The sequence below is a fragment of the Lamprobacter sp. genome (assembly GCF_034860625.1).
GTDB lineage: Bacteria > Pseudomonadota > Gammaproteobacteria > Chromatiales > Chromatiaceae > Lamprobacter.
This window is the reverse complement of the sequence record NZ_JAYESN010000626.1, coordinates 1-937: the sequence shown is the minus strand read 5'-3', so window position 1 is coordinate 937 and position 937 is coordinate 1. Positions and strand designations below refer to the sequence as shown.

The window sequence follows — 937 nt, the reverse complement described above, 5'->3', positions numbered from 1 at the left end:
ACGCGGGGCGATCATCTCGCTGCCGAGCAGCCGCCCGCTGGCCTTGTCGGCATAGACCCGCAGCACACCGCGCGCCGCGCCCATCGCCCGCGCGCGGCCAACGGTCGAGAAGCTGACCTCGGCAACGGCGCTGCGGTCAGGATCGATCTGATCGAAGCGCGCACCAACAGCGATGATGTTCGGGTCACAGAAGTTGACGTAGAACGGCGTCTTGCGCTGAAAGCCCTCGGGCGACTGCTCGATATGGGCGGCGTTGTAGCCGGCGATCTTGCCCTCGTCGATCGACTCATGCAGTACCTGACGCTCGCCGGTCACATCGCCGGCCAGGAACACCGGCAGATCGCCGATCTGCATGGTCTGATCATCGAACGGCGGCACGCCACGGGCATCCAACGGTAGCCCGAGCACCTCCAGCCCCAGCCCCTCGACCGCTGGCACCCGGCCGATGCTGGCCAGCACCTTGTCGACCACCACCCTCTGCTCGCCGGCCGTCACTTGGATCTGCTCGCCCACCGACTCCAGCGTCGCGGTCGCCCCGAGATGGATCGCGAAGTCCTTGCGCATCAGCTCAATGGCGGCGCGATTGACCTCGGGATCAGCGATACCCGCGACGCGCTCGATCTGATCGAAGCCGTTGATGGTCACGCCCATGCGCGCCAGGCTCTGGCCCAGCTCCAGGCCGATGGTGCCCATGCCGATGATCGCCATGCTCGCCGGCAGATCCTCGAGCTCGAACACCTCATCGGTGGTGATCACGCGGTCGCCGAACTGACGCCAGGGTGCCGGCAAGATCGGCGTCGAGCCGGTCGCAATGACCACCGCCTTGGCGCGGAAGCGCTGACCGCCGGCCTCCACCAGCGTCGGCTCGATCAGACGCGCATAGTCCTGAATGAAGACATCAGCGGGCAGCTTGTCCGTGCTACGACTGACCACGCCC

Annotated in this window: 1 protein-coding gene; it reads right to left on the bottom strand. The window is 66.7% G+C overall.

All coding sequences use genetic code 11. The annotated features are described in order from the left end of the window. On the bottom strand, nucleotides 1–937 hold a 937-nt coding region (locus VBE63_RS30325), incomplete at both ends, for an FAD-dependent oxidoreductase (protein ID WP_323686677.1).